We start from the raw sequence: 16,023 nt of genomic DNA, 5'->3' as shown, positions 1-16,023 counted from the left end.
GGCTGAAGCGTCAATGCGATTCGAGCGTCTGCTCGCGATCCAGGCCCACGATCGGCGCCATGGCTTCGGGATCGATCATCACGTCCAGGACGTAGGGTTTGTCGCAGGCGAGGGCGCGGTCGAGGGCGGAGCCGATGTCTTCAGGCCGGGTGATCCGCTCGCCCTCGCAGCGCAGCGCCCTGGCGACAGCCGCATAGTCGACCTCCATAAAGTCGCATTCGCGGTAGCTGCCGAACAGCTTCTCCTCATAGTGCTTCTGGAAGCCGAGCGTGGCGTTGTTGAAGACCACGACGACGACCGGCACCCGATAGCGGGCCGCCGTCTCCAGCTCGTTGAAAACGTAGCTGAAGGCGCCGTCGCCCGTGATGCACAAAACGTTCCGCTCCGGCTGCGCCAGCTTGGCTCCGATCGCCGCCGGCAGCGACCAGCCGATGCCGCCGGTGCCCCGCGGCGAGATCATCGCATTGCCGGCGCCGGAACTGTCGATATGGCTGGTGGCCCAGCCCGTGACGTAGCTGGCGTCGGTGACGACGATGCTCCCGTCCGCCACGCGCGCCGAGATCTCGCGGAGCAGCCGCTCGGGCCGCACCGGCACCTGCTCCGAGGCGAAGACCTCGCGCGTTGAGGCCTCCCAGTCCCGCCGCAGGGCCGCGAGCCTGGCCGTAGGATCCTCGGCCGCGACGCGGCTGTCGCCGAGCGCGTCGAGCAGGTCGCGCAGCGTCTCGCGCGCATCGCCGACGAGCGGTACCGCCGTGCGGAAATTGCGCCCGATCTCGACCGGATCGATGTCGATATGGACCACCGCCGTCTCCGGTCGCGGCAGCGTCCAGTTGAAGGAGCAGATCTGGCCGTTGCGGGAGCCGACGATCAGCAGCACGTCGGCCTCCCCGATGACCGTGTTGGCGATCTTGCCGCGGCCGTAGAGGCCGCCGGTCGAGGTGCCCGAGACGCCGACGCTGAGCGGGTGCTCGTCCGCAATCGCGCCCTTACCGTTCATCGTCGTGGCGACCGGCGCGCGCAGGCGCTCCGCCAGGGCGAGAGTCTCGTCCCAGGCCTGCGAGATGATGACGCCGCCACCGGCGAGGATCGCCGGACGCTTCGCGGCGAGAAGGAGGTCGACGGCCCGAGCCATCTTCGCCGCGTCGGGGCGGCTGCGCGTCGCGGGGAAGGCGGCATAGTCCTCGTCGGCATAGACGGTGTCGGCGATCTCTTGCGACATCACGTCCGGAGGGCAGAGCACGACGACCGGGCCGGGGCGGCCGGAGGTCGCGATGCGAAAGGCGTGGCGTGTAATCTCCAGCGCGCGCTCCGGCAGCTCGATGCGGCCGATCCACTTCACGTAAGGCGCCAGGCAGGCGGCATGATCGATTTCGCTGGCCGCGTGCCGGTCCCGGTTGCGCATCGGAATCTCCTGCACGAAGGCGATCACCGGCATCGAGGATTTCTGCGCCTCGAGAAGGCCGGTGATCAGGTTCGTGGCGCCTGGTCCACAGGTGGCGAAACACACGCCGGGGCGGTTGGTCGCCTTGGCATAGCCATGGGCCATGATCGCGCCGTGCTTCTCGTCATGCACCGTCACGGTGCGGACGGCATTGCCGTCGAACCCGTGAGTTATGTGCACTGGATCCTCCATGCCGAACACGCAGGTGACCCCATACGCTTTGAGCGTGCGTGCGATCCCCGCACCGACCGTCGCGACCATTATCATCGCCTGTTGCACAATGTAGAACTATATGCTCTATTTGAGACTTAAACATTTTCCCTCGTCAAGCCTTAAAAGCCAGCACATGAAATCCGTCCGTAACGCGATCCGCGCCCTGCAGCTTTTCGACGACGCCACTCCGGAGCTCAGCGTGTCTCGGGTTAGCGAGCATCTCGGGATTCCGAAGAGCTCGGCTTCGCGGATGCTGGCGGCGATGAAGGAAGGTGGGTTGATCGAGCAGGAGCCGCGCGGCAGGACTTACCGGCCGGGAGCGCTGGCCCTTCGCCTAGGCACGATCTACGGGGCGCGCTCGTCCCATCGCGAGAGCCTGCGGGCGGCGATGCACGATCTCGCCCGCCGGACACGCCACTCCTGCTGGATCTCCGCGCTCTCAGGTACCGACATCGTGGTGCTTGAAGGCATCCATGGCGGCTATCCGGTGCGTCTCGTGGTCGAGGCCGGCAGCCGCCTGCCTGCCCATGCCACAGCCGCGGGCAAGGCGCTTCTCGCCCGGCTCGACGACGCGCGCGTCAGGTCGCTCTATCCGCGCGAGCAGCTTCCGAGCTTCACGAGCCACACGTTGCGCGAAGTGGAACATTTGCTTGCCGAACTGGCGGAGATCCGAACGAGTCGCGTTGGCGCAACACGGCAGGAGGTCATCGACGGCATCACCTCCTACGCAACCGCGTTTCAGATGCCGGGCGACGCGGGTTATGCTGCGCTCAGCGTCTCCTTCCCGGTCGCGAATGTGTCCGGCGTCGAACAGCTGACGGTCCGCGACTCTCTCGTGACGCTATCACGGCAGCTCGGCACGAAGCTGGCGGACGCGAGCTGGATGTAGAGGCAACGTCACCGGGCACTACCCTACCAGCCAGCTCTTTTTCGTCTCAACGACGGCAGCTCGAAGCTGGACCCTGCTGCCCACTGAGCAGGAGCGCATGAAAGCCGGCAGGATCTCGATACGGCCGAGAGCTTCCCGGCGGATATCGAAGTTTGCGATAGCTTGGTGAGCATCTCGAATTCCCGCTCACCGTCTGAGGCCCTCGAAGAGGAGATCAGCGCAGCCCAGCAGCCTTCCGCTGTTCATACGACGAGATCATCACGGCGCCGGCACGCCACCACCTCGTCGCTACGCAACCTCACACCTGCTACGCTAGCGATTCAACCTTCGGAACCCATCGAGAGGCCGCAGAGCCGCAAGTCAGCTTATCAGTAAGGCGCGCTCAAGCAGCGCGAGGACACCTGCACTGTCGACGCCGTCGATCCACTGTGCATTCCGAATGCGACCGCTGACGCCGAGGAGGTCGATCACGGTCATGCCCATCGTCAGTTCGGAGCGGTACTCGATCGCAATGTTGGCGACGTGTCCGCTGAACAACTCCGGCGCGAGCAGGTAAGCGACGACACATGGGTCCATGATGGCCGTCTGGTCGGGGCTGTAACCGTAGACCTCGACTCGTCTTCGATTGAAGAAATCGAGGATGTTGTAGGCTAACGCCGCCATGGGCGTGCCGAGGGCCTTGATCCGCGCCAGTTCCGTTGGTCCCACGATGACCTGGCTGCTGGCGTCGAGCCCGACGGCTGCCAGTCGACAGCCGCTGTCGAAGACGACATGAGCTGCGTGCGGGTCACAGGCGATGTTGAAGGTGGCGCAGGGCGTGACATTGCCACCGGTCCGGCGCGCCCCACCCGCGACGATGATCTCCTCGATCTTTGCGGTGATGCCGGGATCCTTGACCAGCGCCATGGCGATATTGGTCAAAGGCCCGAGGCACAGCAATGTCAGTGGTCTTTCCGCCGCGCGCAGCGTTGCGACGATGAAGTCGACGGCATGTTCGGGATGAGCGGGAGTGGCGGGAAATCCGCGCGTCCAGCCATCCATCCCGCTATGTCCATGAAAAGCGCTAGCGTCACGGAACGGGTTGACCAGAGGGCGGGAGCAGCCGGCTCGAACCGGAATCTCGGCGCGTCCGGTCGCAAGGCAGATGGCCCGAGCGTTGCGTTCGGCCTGAGCGACGTCGATATTGCCGGCGACCGTAGTGATTCCAAGGATGTCGAGCGCCTGTGGCGCGGCCAGCGCCATGAACAGCGCGATCGCATCGTCATGACCAGGATCGCAGTCGATGATGACGCGCCGCAAGCCGCCCTCCATTGCACTGCCGCCGTCGGCGGCCAGCTGATATTCGCTTTGTGTAAACGCTAACAAATTGCTCGCATGCGAACTAGCAGGCGTCAATCGCGGCATGTGTGCAAATTAGGTACTCTGCCGAACTCCCGGCTGGCGATTTCAGATAGAATGATGTAAGCGCTTCCATGAATTGGCTTCTCAATACGACGCTTCGAGCACAATGACTGAAAAAGCGAGAAAACGCTCCGCAAGGAAGGCCGATCAGCCATCGGCGAGCCTGGCCGAGGTCGCGATACATGCCGGCGTGTCCACGGCAAGCGTGTCGCGGGTCCTGAACGGATCGGCCAATGTCAGCGAAGCGCTGCGCCGCCGGATCGAGCAGGCCCAGGTCGAGCTCGGCTATGTGCCCAACGGTGCGGCGCGCGCACTGTCCTCCCGTCGCAGCCGCACGGTGGGCGCCGTCGTCCCAGCGATCGAGAATGGCGGCTTCGCCATGGCGATCGCAGCCTTGCAACGACGGCTCGACCAGGCCGGCTATACGCTCCTGTTGACGAGCAGCGGCTACAATCCGGAAACGGAATTGCGCGAGGTCACGACGCTGCTGACCCATGGGGTCGACGGGCTCGTGCTGGTTGGAGATCAGCACGATCCGCGACTGCTGCCGATGATCGAGCGCAAGGGCGTGCCCTATGTCGAAACCTGGACGCTCAGTGTCGAGCGGCCATCAGTTGGCTTCGACAATATGCAGGCCGCCGGCCAGATCGTCGATTACCTCGTCGGCCTGGGGCATTCTGCGATCGGCGTCGTGACAGGACGCACCAAGAACAATGACCGCGCGGCCGCGCGCGTGGCTGGCATCGAGCGCGCTCTTGCTCGCCACGGCCTCGCTTTGGCGGCGCAGGTTTTGGTCGAGCATCCCTATCGCATCCTCGATGGCCGGCTCGCGATGCGGACGCTGATCTTGGCGCCGGGGCGGCCGACCGCCGTCATCTGCGGCAATGACCAGCTTGCCTTCGGCGCGATCATCGAAGCCAAGGCATTGGGTGTCGAGGTGCCGCGCGATATCTCGGTCACGGGCTTCAACGACCTCGACTACGCCGCTCATCTCGAGCCACCGCTGACGACGTTGCGCATCCCGGCCGACCAGATCGGAACGGCTGCCGGCGACTACATACTGCGCCGACTCCAGGGCGAGCCGGTCCTGCCGATTGCCGAGGTCGAAGTCAGCCTGATCGTTCGCGGCAGCACCTTGCCTCCACCGGGGCTTCCCCGTGCCCGCCCGGCAGCACGGCCCGTCGGGCGCTGAATGACGATGTCGCTCCGTTCAGTCACTCCGCGTTGCTTCACGCGCCTGCCCGAGGCGCTGCGCCGTTCGGGGCAGCGCTCGGCCTGGCTCGACCTGCATTTGCGCAGCGCACCCCGCCATTCCCTGCTCGAAGGGCCGTCCTTCGACCTCGAAGGCAACCTTTATCTGGTCGATGTCGCGTTCGGCCGCATCTTCCGTGTCTCTCCGGATGGGAGCTTCAACCTGATCGCCGAATATGACGGCGAGCCGAACGGCCTGAAGATCCATCGGGACGGACGCATCTTCGTCGCCGATCACCGCCACGGCATCATGCTGCTCGATCCGCAGGCCGGATCGGTGACTCCGCTCTGCACCACCTATGACGGCGCGGGTTTCAAAGGCGCCAACGACCTGTTTTTCGCAGCCGACGGCAATCTTTATTTCACCGATCAAGGGCAGACCGGCTTGCACGATCCGACGGGCCGCGTCTTCCGCCTTCGGCCGGACGGCGGGCTCGATCTCGTCCTGGCCGGCCTGCCCAGCCCGAACGGCCTGGTGATGAATCTCGACGAGACGGCGCTCTATGTTGCCGTGACACGGGACAATGCCATCTGGCGCCTGCCCTTGCTGCGCGACGGCACCGTCTCGAAGGTTGGGGTGTTCATCAGGCTCTCCGGCGGAGTCGGCCCCGACGGGATCGCCTTGGACAGTGCCGGCGGCCTCGCCGTGGCGCATATCGGCCTCGGCGCGGTCTGGCTGTTCAGCCCGCTCGGCGAGCCGGTGCTGCGGATCAACCTGCCGGATGGCCTGTCACCAACCAACCTCGCCTATGGCGGCCCGCAGAACCGCACTCTCTATATTGTCGAGGCTGAGAGCGGCTGTGTCTTCACAGCCGAGCTCGATGTCCCTGGCAAGCTGATGTTCTCGCACCAGACAGCGGGTTAAGCGGGCCCGCCATATCCGGACCGGTTCCTATGGGTCGGACAGCACGACCGTATGCTGCGGCAGCCAGCTCAGCCGCACCGCGCCGCCAACCGCAAACAGCCGCGCCTCGCGGTTCTGCTGGAAGACCGTCAGCTCGCCGGCCGCCGTCGCCACCCGGTAGATCACGGATGCGCCCATATAGACCGGCTGGATCACGGTTCCGGCCAGTGTGTTCGCAGCATCGTCTCCGGTGGGCGCCGCGGCCGCCGAGATCAGGAACTTCTCGGGCCGGACGGTCACCGTCACCGGTCGTCCAGCAGCCGGCAACCGATCACTGGTCAGCAGCGGCGTGCCGTCTTCCAGCCCGACGATGCCGAGTTCTCCACGCCGGCCCGCCGCCTTGCCCTGGAAGAAATTGGTCGTGCCGAAGAATTCCGCCGCGAAGGCGTTGCGCGGCCGCTCATAGAGCTCGTCTGGGCGGCCGAGCTGGACGACTTCGCCCTTTTGGAAGACGGCGATGCGATCTGACAGGGTCATCGCCTCCTCCTGGTCGTGCGTGACCAGCACGGTGGTGATCCCGACTTCGCGCTGAATCTGTCGGAGCTCGATCTGCATCTGCGTGCGCAGGTTCTTGTCGAGCGCTCCGAGAGGCTCGTCGAGGAGCAGCACGCGCGGACGCGAAACCAGGGCGCGGGCAAGGGCGATGCGTTGCTGCTGGCCGCCTGACAGTTCCTTGGGTCGGCGGGCGCCGTAGCCCCCAAGCTGGACCAGCTCCAGGATCTTCGACACCCGGGATTTGATCTCCGCCGCCGGCACCCGCCGCACCGAGAGCGGAAAGGCGACGTTGTCGTACACGGTCATATGCGGGAACAGCGCATAGTTCTGGAAGACCATGCCGATGTTCCGCTTGTAGGTCGGGGTGCGGCTGATGTCGGAGCCTTCGACGAGGATCTGGCCGTTGCTTGGCTCGACGAAGCCGGCGATCGAGCGCAGCAGCGTGGTCTTGCCGCTGCCGCTCGGACCTAGCAGCCCGAAGAATTCGCGCTCGGCGAATTGCAAGCTGACCTCGTGGAGCGCGACGACGTCGCCATAGCGCTTGGATACCGAGCGAATGTCGACGCTGCTCATTTCGAGCCTCCAAAAGCATAGAAGCGGGACACGACGACGAGCAGCAGCATCGACACGATGATGATGATGGTCGAAATGGCGTTGATCTCGGGCGTGAAGCCCTTGCGGATCGAGGCATAGATTTCGACCGGCAGCGTCGTGACGCCTGGCGGCGACAGGAAATAGGAGGTCACGAACTGATCGAAGGAGATGCCGAAGGCGAAAAGAGCTGCCGCCACTACGCCGGGCGCGATTGTCGGTAGTGTGACCCGCATGAAAGTCTGCCAGGCATTGGCGCCGAGCGTCGCGGCCGCCTCCTCCATTTCCTGGCCGAAGCTCTGCAAGCGAGCGCCGACGACGATGATGACATAAGGCAGCGAGAGCGCGACGTGGGCGAGCAGCATCGCGTGCAGGCCGCGGCCGATGCCGGAGTAATAGAAGAAGATCAGCATCGAGGTGGCCAGGATCAGCCATGGCACCGCCATCGGAGGGAACAGCAGGATTTGCAGCAGAACATGGCCCTTCACCCGATAGCGCGACAGGGCGAGCGCGGCGGCGGTGCCGATGATCGTCGCGACCATCGTGCTGACGAGGGCGAGCAGCACGCTGTTGCCACCGGCGCGCCACAAGGTCTCGTTCCGCGAGAGCTCCTGATACCAGGTCAGGCTGAAGCGGAACGGCAGTTCGTAGCTGCTCGACTCGTTGAACCCCATCAGCATCATCACGGCGATGGGAAGATAGAGGAAGATCAGCAGGGCGGTGATGTAACCCCAGCCGAACAGTGAGCGCAGGCGCACCATGCGAACAATGCCTCCGGATCAGGCCGTCTTCAGCCCGCCCCTGAGCAGCGGAGAGGCCACCAGGAAGACGAGCAGGACGAGTGCGAGAAGCGTGAAGGACAGCGCCGCGCCGAGTGGCCAGTTGAAGACCTCGGTGAACTGGTCCTCGATGATCGTGCCGAGCATGATTCCCTGCGGGCCGCCAAGGATGCGCGGCTCCATGAACGAGCCGACGACGGGCACGAAGGTCAGCACGATCCCAACGAACAGGCCTGGCAGGCTGAGCGGCAGGATGATCCTGCGGAAGACCGTGAGGTCGTGGGCGCCGAGTGCCTGCCCAGCCTCGATCAGCGAGTCGTCGATTGCCTGCAGCGAGATGTAGCAGGTCAGGATCATGTAGGGCAGGAAGGAATGGACCAATCCGACGACGATTGCCGGATAGCTGTAGAGAATCCCGAGCGACGCGCCTGGAATGAAGACCTGCAGGGCCTGGTCGATCAGCCCGTCGGTGCGCAGCACCATGGTCCAGGCGAAGATGCGGATGAGGGCATTGCTCCAGAAGGGCAGGACCACGAGAAGCAGCACCGCCTCGCGCCAGCGTCCCTTGACTGTCCGGGCGAGGATCAGTGCGGCCGGATAGCCGATCAGCACGCAGATTGCCGTGACGTAGGCGCCGAGCTGGAGCGAGCGCCAGGTCAGGAAGCGATAGAAGTCGCGCTCGAAGAACAGCAGATACTGATTCAGGGTCAGGTGCGGCTTCGCCAGCCCCATCGGCATTGCCGAGAGCAGGCTAAAATAGAACATCACCGCCAGCGGCAGCACGATGGTGAGGCAGAGCCAGATAAAGGCCGGCGCCGTCAACCCGTAGCCGACCCACTCCCTCTTCACTCTCATCCTGTGGTTCTCCTGAAGAGCGGCTTTGTCGCCTCCAAGGCCCTGGGGCGGCCCCTAGGCCAGTCGTGACCAGGCGGAGGCCTCGGTCGCAACCTTCTCGGCCCGGATTGCGACAAGCGCCGTCGCCAGCCGCTGCTGTTCGGCGCGAACGGATTGCGACAGCCGGGCGATCCCCGCCTCGGTCTCGGCGGTCAACCCGGCCAAGGCACCGCAGAGTCCAGCCGCCATGCAGCCGATCGTATCGGAGTCGCGGCCGAAATTCGCGCTGAGCACCGCGGCGGTCCAGGGATTGCCCTGTGCCAGCTTCGCGATCGCCAGCGCAGCGGGGATCGTTTCGCGGCTGTCGCAGATTACGGCTTGCCGGAAGCCGGCGTGATAGGCTTTGCGGAAGCTCTTGAAGTCAGTCTCGCTGGCCGCGAGCGCCAGGGCTTTCTGCACGAGGGCACGCATGTCGCGCCCGCTCCAGGGCCGGATCGCCTCGACCGCCGCATCGAGGACGGCGTCGAGCGTCGCGTCGGGCGACAGGGCTGTCGCCGTCGCGGCCGCCATGGCAGCGGCGGCATCCTGGCAGAAGCCGTTCTGAGTGACGTGGATCAGGCTGGCGAGTTCGGTCGCCTGCGCTGCGGCGGCACGTGGATGGCCGGCATTGACGATCCCGACAGGCGCGATGGCCATGGCGGAGGTGGAGCTCGGCATGGTTCCCTCGGCGAGTTGCCGGGGCAGATAGTCGCGGGCGAGCTTCTCGGCGGCATGCAGGATCGACGGAAAGAAGCGATTGGACTTGTCGCCGAAGATCATCTGGCGGTTCTCGCGCCATTGTCCGGCCCAATCGTCGGCGTTGGCATAGCCTCCAGTCCTGATCAGGGCAGCCGCGATGAAATCGCGCATGATGACGTCGTCGGTGCCGTCGCCCTCGAAACCGTCTACCCAACCGAAGCGGCGCTCGATCTCCTCGGGTTCGAGCAACTCGGTGGGAGAGCCCATCGCATCGCCGATGACCCCGAAGGCCAGGCAGGCAAAGGCACGTTGCTCGAGCTCAGTCAGGTTGGAAACAGGCAAAGCACCCTCCATGCCGGCATCCGCCATCCGGATGCCGGTCGAAAATCATCGTTCGATGTCCGGTTATTGGGCGTAGAAGGCCTTGGTTTCCTGCCAGAGATCGAGATAGCTCTGGCGCTGCGCATCGCTCATCGGGCCCTTGAAGTTGATCCGCTTCATCCCTTCCGGCGTCGCGAGAATCTTCTTGCTGAGCGCGCTTTCGGGCAGCCCTTCCATCGCCTTGGCATTCGCCGAGACCGGCGCGCCGCCGCCCTTGTACCAGGCGGCATAGAATTCGGGGCTGATCAGATAATCGACGAACTTGGCGGTCAGCGCCTTGTTGCGGCCGCCCTTCGGCATGACGATCATGTCGCGGAAGGCGAGCGCTCCTTCGACCGGGACCGTGTAGCTGACGGGCAGCTTGTCGCGGGCGATCGCCCGCTCTGTGCTGCTGGTCCAGAAATTCGAGACCACGCATTCCTTGGCGACGAACAGCTTGCGCCATTCGTCCTCGGACTTCCAGAACGACTTGATTTGCGGCTTCAGCGCCCGCAGCTTGTCGCGGATCGCCTTCATGTCCTGGGGAGCGTCGGGGTTCTGCCCGGTCGCGAGCGCCGCGAAACGCACCGAATCCTCAGGATCGTCGCGCCAGCAGACCTTCTTCGCATAGGCCGGATCCCACAGCACCGACAGCGAGGCCGGCGGCGTCGGGAATGTAGCGGTGTCGTAAGAGATCGAGGTCGCCCCCCAGATCCAGGGCACGCCATAGGTCCTGCCTTCGAACTTGGTTTGCGGGGCATCGCGCATGTCCGGGAATAGGTCCGGATAGTTCTTGAGGCCTGCCGTATCATAAGGTTCGAGCAAGCCCTCGGCCGCGGCCTGGCCGACGAAGGCGGCATTGAGGATGAGGACGTCATAATAGCCCGGATTGGTCCTGAGCTTCACGAAGACCTCCGGATAGGAGGTGATATAGTCGTGGACGATCTTCGCGCCGGTCGCCGTCCGGAAAGCTTCGAGCGCGAAAGCCTCATCGGTGCCCCAGCCCTTCCAGTTGAGGACGCGCACCTCCTGGGCGGCCGCGACCGTGACCGAAACTGCGCCGAGCAGTACGATCCCGGCAGCCCCGCGGATAAGCGAATTCGTCAGCGCCATGGTCAACTCCCCTTCGTTCAAAGCCGCCATTCACTGTGGCAGTGCGAGTAAGCGTTTACAGTACAGGCGCTGAAGCTGGTGTCAACCGAGGCGGGAATGTGTTCAAAATTGGATTAAACAATTGAAGTATCTAGAAAATATAGAGAAATAGGAACTGTAAGCGCTTATCATGAACCTAATGTTTCTCCGGCCGCTGTTCCGCCGTCATCCTTTTTCGCGTGCGGCGAAGCGGCGATCGGATCGATGATTGCGATACGATTGGGCGCTTGCCCCGCCCCCACAGGCCGAGTCTCATCCCGGATCAGATGCCAACAGTGTAGAGCAGAGATCCAGTTCATCAAAAATCGGAAATCGCTTACATTCATTCGCGCGCCAATGCTTCGCTCGCGAGCGAAAATGGAAGGAAATCCAGCATTAATGGAGCGGTTGGCTTGACATGTGCGAATTGGCCTCCTAGCTTTCTTGAAAGCGTTTACTTTCTTGCGATCCATTAACCTGCGAAGCCCATCGACACCGTGCGGCCGGGGTCGTTCGGAGGGCGCCGCCTCCCCATTCGGGCCTCGCCATGACTCACCAGAAAGCTGTCCTGATTACCGGCGCAGCCGGAGCGATCGGAGCGACCCTGCGGACAGCGCTGGCGCCCCATTGCCGCCTGCTGCGATCGGCCGACATCGTCGACATCGCTACCGCTGCCGATAATGAGGAGATCGTCCGCTGCGACCTGCGCGACGCCGCCGCCGTGGAGCGCGCGCTGGCGGGAATCGATATGGTCTTCCATTTCGGCGGCTTGCCGCTCGAGGACAGCTGGGAGGCGATCCGTGGCAACAATATCGATGGCACCTTCAATGTTTACGAAGGTGCTCGGCGCCAGGGCGTCGGGCGCGTCATCCTCGCCAGCTCCAACCATGTCCTGGGCTTTCGACGGCGCGTTCTGCGGACCGGGCCGGACGAGCCGCTGAGGCCGGATTCACGCTACGGCGTCGGCAAGGTCTTCGCCGAAGCGCTGGCACGCCTGTACGCGGACAAATACCGGATCGAGACCATCAACCTGCGTATCGGCCAGTTCCGGCCATGTCCGACCAACCGGCGGATGCTGAGCCTTTGGCTGAGCCCCGCCGATATGGGCCGGCTGGCGCTGTGCTGCCTGAACGCGTCGGGGATCCATTTCGAGACGGTCTATGCCGTCTCGGCCAATCGCCGTGTCTGGTACGACAATCCGGGCGCCGCCCGTATCGGCTTCACGCCGCTCGACGATGCCGAGGCTTTCGCCGCCGAGCTGCCGCCGGAGGCGATGGAAGAGGACGAGGTCGCCGCCCTGTTCCAAGGCGGCCCATTCTGCTCGGCCGAATTCCAGGGCTCGCCCGAGACGATCGACTAGCGGGCGAACGGCGCCACGGCCAGGACGGAACGGATACCCCGATGACCTCATCACACACCGAAACGGCCGGCATTGCGAACGAGTCGCTGCCGGCGCGGCTGCCGCCGTCTCAGCTGCGCCGGCTCCGGCATATCCTGTCCTTGGACGATCTTGATCGCGCCGGCCGCAGTCTGCTGCCGCGCATGATCTATGGCTATATTTCGGGCGCGGTCGAACGTGGCGCCGCATTTCGCGATGCAGCCGAGGCGTATCGCGACTACGCCTTCCTTCCGCGGACACTGCGCGACGTCTCGCACCGCCAGCAGCGCGTGACCCTGCTGGGGACCGACTATGCTGGCCCGTTCGGCATCGCGCCCATGGGCGGTTCTGCGATCGCCGCCTATCGCGGCGATCTCGTCCTGGCGGAGGCGGCACGCGGAGTCGGCCTGCCAATGATCATGAGTGCGACCTCGCTGATCCGGCTGGAAGAGGTACAGCGTCTATACCCCTCGACCTGGTTCCAGGCCTATTTCGCAGGCGACGAAGCGCGGATCCACGCCATGGTCGAGCGGGTGGGCAGGGCCGGATTCCGCACCTTGGTCGTCACGACCGATACGCCGGTGCCGGGCAATCGCGAGAATAATCTGCGCAGCGGCTACAGCATGCCGATCCGCATCACGCCCCGGGTGACGTTGGACTGCGCCCTACATCCGCGCTGGCTCCTGCAGACGCTCGGCCGGACATTCTTGCGTCACGGCATGCCGCATTTCGAGAACATGGATGCCGAGCGCGGCCCACCGATGTTCTCGCGGGGCCTGGGGCGCAACTTCAGCGATCGCGATCGCTTCACATGGCAGCACATCGAGTTGATACGCCGCCTCTGGCCGGGCCATCTCGTTCTCAAGGGACTGCTGGCCGTCTCCGATGTCACGCGCGCTCGCGACATCGGCGTCGACGGCGTGATCCTGACCAATCACGGCGGCCGTCAGCTCGACCATGCCGTCGCGCCTCTCCGGATGCTGCCGCAGATCCGTGCCGCCGTTCCCGGCATCACGCTGATGATCGATGGCGGCATCCGGCGTGGCACGGACGTGCTCAAGGCTCTCGCACTCGGTGCGCAGGCCGTTTTCGTCGGGCGCCCCTTCCTTTTCGCGGCGGCTCTGGCCGGCGTCGACGGCGTGCGGCATGCGGCGAACATCCTGGCGGAAGAAGTCGATCGCAACATGGCCCTGCTTGGCCTGAACGAGCTCGTCGAGCTCTCCGCCGACTATCTCGTCAAGCTGCGCTGACCCCAGGGAGGACTGATGACCTTGAAGATCATGAGCGGCATCGCCTTGCGAGGCGCGCTGGAAGGAAACGTATTGCCAGCCTTCGAGGCCGCCAACGGCATCGCCGTCGATGTCGTGTGGGAGCCGACGACCATCATCATGAAGGCCCTGGCCGAGGGGAAGAGCGCCGACATCGTCATCCTCACCGACGAGGCGATCGGCAAGCTGGCCGCCGGGGCGGTGGTCGATCGGGCCAGCATCCGTCCGCTCGCTGATGCAGTGCTGGGTGTTGCGGTCTCGGCGGGCGCTCCCAGACCCGAGATCGCCACAGCCGCTGCCTTCCGGCAGGCCTTGCTGGCGGCGCGCTCCGTGGCTTATTCGCGCGCCGGCGCCAGCGGCATCTATTTCGAAGGCTTGATCGAACGGCTCGGCATCGCCGAAGCTATCCGCTCGCGCGCGACGGTCATCCCCGCCGGTTTCACCGCCCGCAAGATAGTGAGCGGCGAAGCGGATCTCGCGGTCCAGCAGATCAGCGAGCTGCTGATGGTTCCGGAGGTGCAGATCGTCGGTCCGTTCCCGGTGGAGCTGCAATCGGCGACGCGTTTCGAAGCAGCGGTGCTGACAGCATCGCCCCGACGCGCCGAAACGGAGCGCCTGCTGCAGGCGCTGACATCCGAGGCGGCGCGCAACACTTACCGAAACTCCGGTCTGGTTCCCTGCGAGCCGGTATACAGGGGACAGGAATCATGACCGCTGCGCCGCGCATCGTCCTGTTCCACGCGACACCCGTTGCGATGGCTCCTGTGCTTGCCGCCTTCGCGGAAGACTGGCCCGAGGCCGAAACGGTCAACCTGCTCGACGACGGTCTCAGCATCGACCGCGCAAAATGCGGGGAAGAGTTGTCGGAAGAGCTGATCGAGCGCTTCGTGGCCTTTGGTCGCTATGCCCATCGCATCGGCGCGAACGGCATTCTGGTGACCTGCTCGGCCTTCGGCCCGGCGATCGAGCGCATGGCGGACGAGCTACCCATCCCGGTCGTGAAGCCGAACGAGGCGATGTTCGAGGCGGCCTTCGCCCATGGCGACCATATCGGCATGCTCGCCACCTTCGCCCCCTCGATCGCGACGATGGAGGAGGAATTCGCCAATGTAGCGCGGCGCATCAATCCCGGTGCGACCCTGACGACCGTGCTGATCGACCACGCCATTGCGGCACTAAAGAGTGGCGATCGCGCGACCCATGATCGGCTCCTGGCCGAGCGCGCCCCGGACATGGCCGGGTTCGATGCTGTTATGCTCGCGCACTTTTCGACGTCGCTGGCGGCTGCTGCGGTGCGTCGACAACTCGCCAAGCCTATCCTGACTGCGCCCAATGCCGCAGTCCAACGCATGCGCAGTTTGCTCGATAGGCCTTTCTGATACGAAGCAAGCGCACCGTGAGCAGCTAGGAAGCGGTGCTTCCGAGCGTCTGCAATAAGCCGTTCCCGGCTACAAGGCATCGGTAATCGGAAGCGCCCGGAAGCGGACCTTCCGAGCGTCCGCAACGGGCCAACAGTAGCTCCTCGGCACTCCACATGACACAAACTCAGCACTCTATTCACCGCATAAAGAGCGGAGGAATTTGCGGAATTCTGCTTGACCTTGTCTGCGCAGGTCGCGCCGGTTCAGGAAATGGACGAACTGGCCGGACAGCCAACACCTTGGGAGCGGGGCTACATTCCAAAAGAGCAGGTGTAGCGTGCGTCTGGCATCCGTCCGATTGGATCTGTCTATGCCGTGGCGTTAAAGAGCCCATCATCCGCGCGCTGCGAGAGCTTGGAAAATGTTAGGGTGAAGCGATAGGGAAGAAGGGTGAGCATCGCCCTTCGAACCTGCAACTATCATTACTTGCGCCCAGCGCAAGTAATGATGAAAGCTGGCCCCCGCAACCATCGCAACTTGCGATCGCCCCCCCCCGGCGGGCCGTTTGCTTTTCAGGGAAATCGCGAGGTTCCAGCGAGATCGCCGCGCACGTCGATCTTCAGTTCATCGTCCTCCGGCGTCAGGATGATGTCCCGCACGAGGGATCGGATAAGGTCGGCGGCAGTCATCCGCTTGGCCTCAGAATCCTCCTGAAGCGCCGCGTATAGCTCTTCGACCTGGACATGGTAATGGTGAGCCATGTTCGGATGCAGGAGGGGCGGCTGCTCCTCCGCCTCTTGCAGGAATGCCTTCAGCTCCTTTCGACGGTGCTCCAGCGTCACCATCTTTCTCATTGAGACGATGGCCGCTCCACCTTTCAGGATAAGGTTGAGCAGCGTATCGAGTTCCTGGTCAATCTGTTTCACCTCGGCCTCGGCCGAGTCGATCGATGCCCGCCCCTCCATGCGGAGCCGGTTCATCTCGCGGGT

At 64.3% G+C, this 16,023-nt stretch carries 15 protein-coding genes; 7 read left to right on the top strand and 8 right to left on the bottom strand.

Annotated elements, in window-relative coordinates; genetic code table 11:
* Positions 1–10: 10 nt before the first annotated feature.
* Positions 11–1,702 carry a thiamine pyrophosphate-binding protein gene (locus AC1RRW_RS15645; RefSeq protein ID WP_492901681.1) on the bottom strand — a complete coding sequence of 564 codons (1,692 nt, stop codon included), beginning with the start codon at positions 1,700–1,702 and terminating at the stop codon, positions 11–13.
* An 85-nt stretch (positions 1,703–1,787) separates the two neighbouring features.
* Between AC1RRW_RS15645 and AC1RRW_RS15640 the strand changes: the two genes are divergently transcribed.
* Positions 1,788–2,543, top strand: coding sequence for an IclR family transcriptional regulator (locus tag AC1RRW_RS15640; RefSeq protein WP_492901680.1), 756 nt, complete (start codon positions 1,788–1,790; stop codon positions 2,541–2,543).
* Between the two features lie 360 nt (positions 2,544–2,903).
* On the opposite strand, the gene AC1RRW_RS15635 is transcribed toward AC1RRW_RS15640, so the two are convergent.
* Positions 2,904–3,842 (bottom strand): nucleoside hydrolase, encoded by a 939-nt coding sequence (locus tag AC1RRW_RS15635; RefSeq protein WP_492901679.1) that lies wholly within the window; start codon positions 3,840–3,842, stop codon positions 2,904–2,906.
* A gap of 208 nt (positions 3,843–4,050) precedes the next feature.
* Here AC1RRW_RS15635 and AC1RRW_RS15630 point away from each other — a divergent pair, with 208 nt between their 5' ends.
* A complete protein-coding gene (locus AC1RRW_RS15630; RefSeq protein WP_492901678.1) occupies positions 4,051–5,136 on the top strand; it encodes a LacI family DNA-binding transcriptional regulator in 1,086 nt (361 codons plus the stop codon).
* Between the two features lie 6 nt (positions 5,137–5,142).
* A complete protein-coding gene (locus AC1RRW_RS15625) occupies positions 5,143–6,060 on the top strand; it encodes an SMP-30/gluconolactonase/LRE family protein (RefSeq protein ID WP_492901677.1) in 918 nt (305 codons plus the stop codon).
* 27 nt (positions 6,061–6,087) lie between these two features.
* Here AC1RRW_RS15625 and AC1RRW_RS15620 read toward each other — a convergent pair whose 3' ends face one another.
* The 5 genes from AC1RRW_RS15620 to AC1RRW_RS15600 are packed head-to-tail and all read right to left on the bottom strand — an operon-like array spanning position 6,088 to position 11,009.
* Complete coding sequence (locus tag AC1RRW_RS15620; protein ID WP_492901676.1) at positions 6,088–7,167, bottom strand: ABC transporter ATP-binding protein; 1,080 nt, start codon at positions 7,165–7,167, stop codon at positions 6,088–6,090.
* A complete protein-coding gene (locus AC1RRW_RS15615) occupies positions 7,164–7,946 on the bottom strand; it encodes an ABC transporter permease (protein WP_492901675.1) in 783 nt (260 codons plus the stop codon). Before AC1RRW_RS15615 ends, AC1RRW_RS15620 begins: the two co-directional genes overlap by 4 nt.
* Positions 7,947–7,964: 18 nt before the next feature.
* Positions 7,965–8,819: an ABC transporter permease gene (locus AC1RRW_RS15610; protein WP_492901674.1), complete on the bottom strand. Its 855-nt coding sequence runs from the start codon at positions 8,817–8,819 to the stop codon at positions 7,965–7,967.
* Positions 8,820–8,873: 54 nt separating this feature from the next.
* Positions 8,874–9,905, bottom strand: a complete 1,032-nt coding sequence (locus tag AC1RRW_RS15605; RefSeq protein ID WP_492901673.1) for an ADP-ribosylglycohydrolase family protein — start codon at positions 9,903–9,905, stop codon at positions 8,874–8,876.
* A gap of 36 nt (positions 9,906–9,941) precedes the next feature.
* Positions 9,942–11,009 carry an ABC transporter substrate-binding protein gene (locus AC1RRW_RS15600; RefSeq protein ID WP_492901672.1) on the bottom strand — a complete coding sequence of 356 codons (1,068 nt, stop codon included), beginning with the start codon at positions 11,007–11,009 and terminating at the stop codon, positions 9,942–9,944.
* Between the two features lie 565 nt (positions 11,010–11,574).
* On the opposite strand from AC1RRW_RS15600, the gene AC1RRW_RS15595 reads away from it, so the two are divergent.
* From AC1RRW_RS15595 to AC1RRW_RS15580, 4 genes are read left to right on the top strand one after another with little or no spacing between them, the layout of a single operon-like run.
* Positions 11,575–12,387 (top strand): NAD-dependent epimerase/dehydratase family protein, encoded by an 813-nt coding sequence (locus AC1RRW_RS15595; RefSeq protein ID WP_492901671.1) that lies wholly within the window; start codon positions 11,575–11,577, stop codon positions 12,385–12,387.
* Positions 12,388–12,428: 41 nt separating this feature from the next.
* The gene (locus AC1RRW_RS15590; RefSeq protein ID WP_492901670.1) at positions 12,429–13,655 is read left to right on the top strand and encodes an alpha-hydroxy acid oxidase; all 1,227 of its coding nucleotides are present in this window, start codon (positions 12,429–12,431) and stop codon (positions 13,653–13,655) included.
* Between the two features lie 15 nt (positions 13,656–13,670).
* Positions 13,671–14,384: a substrate-binding domain-containing protein gene (locus tag AC1RRW_RS15585; RefSeq protein WP_492901669.1), complete on the top strand. Its 714-nt coding sequence runs from the start codon at positions 13,671–13,673 to the stop codon at positions 14,382–14,384.
* Positions 14,381–15,052 (top strand): arylsulfatase, encoded by a 672-nt coding sequence (locus AC1RRW_RS15580; protein ID WP_492901668.1) that lies wholly within the window; start codon positions 14,381–14,383, stop codon positions 15,050–15,052. Before AC1RRW_RS15585 ends, AC1RRW_RS15580 begins: the two co-directional genes overlap by 4 nt.
* 554 nt (positions 15,053–15,606) lie before the next feature.
* Here the strand turns inward: AC1RRW_RS15580 and AC1RRW_RS15575 are convergent.
* Complete coding sequence (locus AC1RRW_RS15575; RefSeq protein WP_492901667.1) at positions 15,607–16,014, bottom strand: hypothetical protein; 408 nt, start codon at positions 16,012–16,014, stop codon at positions 15,607–15,609.
* Positions 16,015–16,023: the final 9 nt, after the last annotated feature.

The organism is Allobosea sp. GW821-FHT12C12 (genome assembly GCF_058807355.1).
The sequence above is the reverse complement of the archived record's forward strand: the minus strand, read 5'-3'. Positions and strand labels throughout refer to the sequence as shown.

Bases quoted from the DNA above. Each gene is read 5' to 3' on its own strand.
- AC1RRW_RS15645 (WP_492901681.1), bottom strand. From the start codon at position 1,702: ATGGTCGCGACGGTCGGTGCGGGGATCGCACGCACGCTCAAAGCGTAT.
- AC1RRW_RS15640 (WP_492901680.1), top strand. From the start codon at position 1,788: ATGAAATCCGTCCGTAACGCGATCCGCGCCCTGCAGCTTTTCGACGAC.
- AC1RRW_RS15630 (WP_492901678.1), top strand. From the start codon at position 4,051: ATGACTGAAAAAGCGAGAAAACGCTCCGCAAGGAAGGCCGATCAGCCA.
- AC1RRW_RS15625 (WP_492901677.1), top strand. From the start codon at position 5,143: ATGTCGCTCCGTTCAGTCACTCCGCGTTGCTTCACGCGCCTGCCCGAG.
- AC1RRW_RS15620 (WP_492901676.1), bottom strand. From the start codon at position 7,167: ATGAGCAGCGTCGACATTCGCTCGGTATCCAAGCGCTATGGCGACGTC.
- AC1RRW_RS15615 (WP_492901675.1), bottom strand. From the start codon at position 7,946: ATGGTGCGCCTGCGCTCACTGTTCGGCTGGGGTTACATCACCGCCCTG.
- AC1RRW_RS15610 (WP_492901674.1), bottom strand. From the start codon at position 8,819: ATGAGAGTGAAGAGGGAGTGGGTCGGCTACGGGTTGACGGCGCCGGCC.
- AC1RRW_RS15605 (WP_492901673.1), bottom strand. From the start codon at position 9,905: ATGGCGGATGCCGGCATGGAGGGTGCTTTGCCTGTTTCCAACCTGACT.
- AC1RRW_RS15600 (WP_492901672.1), bottom strand. From the start codon at position 11,009: ATGGCGCTGACGAATTCGCTTATCCGCGGGGCTGCCGGGATCGTACTG.
- AC1RRW_RS15595 (WP_492901671.1), top strand. From the start codon at position 11,575: ATGACTCACCAGAAAGCTGTCCTGATTACCGGCGCAGCCGGAGCGATC.
- AC1RRW_RS15590 (WP_492901670.1), top strand. From the start codon at position 12,429: ATGACCTCATCACACACCGAAACGGCCGGCATTGCGAACGAGTCGCTG.
- AC1RRW_RS15585 (WP_492901669.1), top strand. From the start codon at position 13,671: ATGACCTTGAAGATCATGAGCGGCATCGCCTTGCGAGGCGCGCTGGAA.
- AC1RRW_RS15580 (WP_492901668.1), top strand. From the start codon at position 14,381: ATGACCGCTGCGCCGCGCATCGTCCTGTTCCACGCGACACCCGTTGCG.
- AC1RRW_RS15575 (WP_492901667.1), bottom strand. From the start codon at position 16,014: ATGAACCGGCTCCGCATGGAGGGGCGGGCATCGATCGACTCGGCCGAG.